This window comes from Streptomyces durhamensis (assembly GCF_000725475.1).
GTDB classification, from domain to species: domain Bacteria; phylum Actinomycetota; class Actinomycetes; order Streptomycetales; family Streptomycetaceae; genus Streptomyces; species Streptomyces filipinensis.
In genome coordinates this window covers 1-202 of the sequence record NZ_JNXR01000225.1, presented here as the reverse complement: position 1 = coordinate 202, position 202 = coordinate 1, and the positions used below count along the sequence as shown (strand labels likewise).

Below are 202 nucleotides of genomic sequence, written 5' to 3'. Positions count from 1 at the left end.
GAGCGGGTCATCGTCAAAACGCTGGAGGAGAAGCCGGCGAACGCCACGCACTGGTCGACCCGGTCGATGGCGGCGGCGACCGGGATGTCCCAGTCGGCCCTCGCACGGATCTGGCGCGCCTTCGCCCTGGCCCCGCACCGTTCCGAGACGTTCAAGCTGTCCACGGACCCGCTGTTCATCGACAAGGTCCGCGATGTGGTCG

General features: G+C 68.3%; 1 pseudogene. It reads left to right on the top strand.

The annotated features are described in order from the left end of the window. Positions 1-202: pseudogene (locus IO33_RS0142495) on the top strand (IS630 family transposase); the annotation flags it as partial.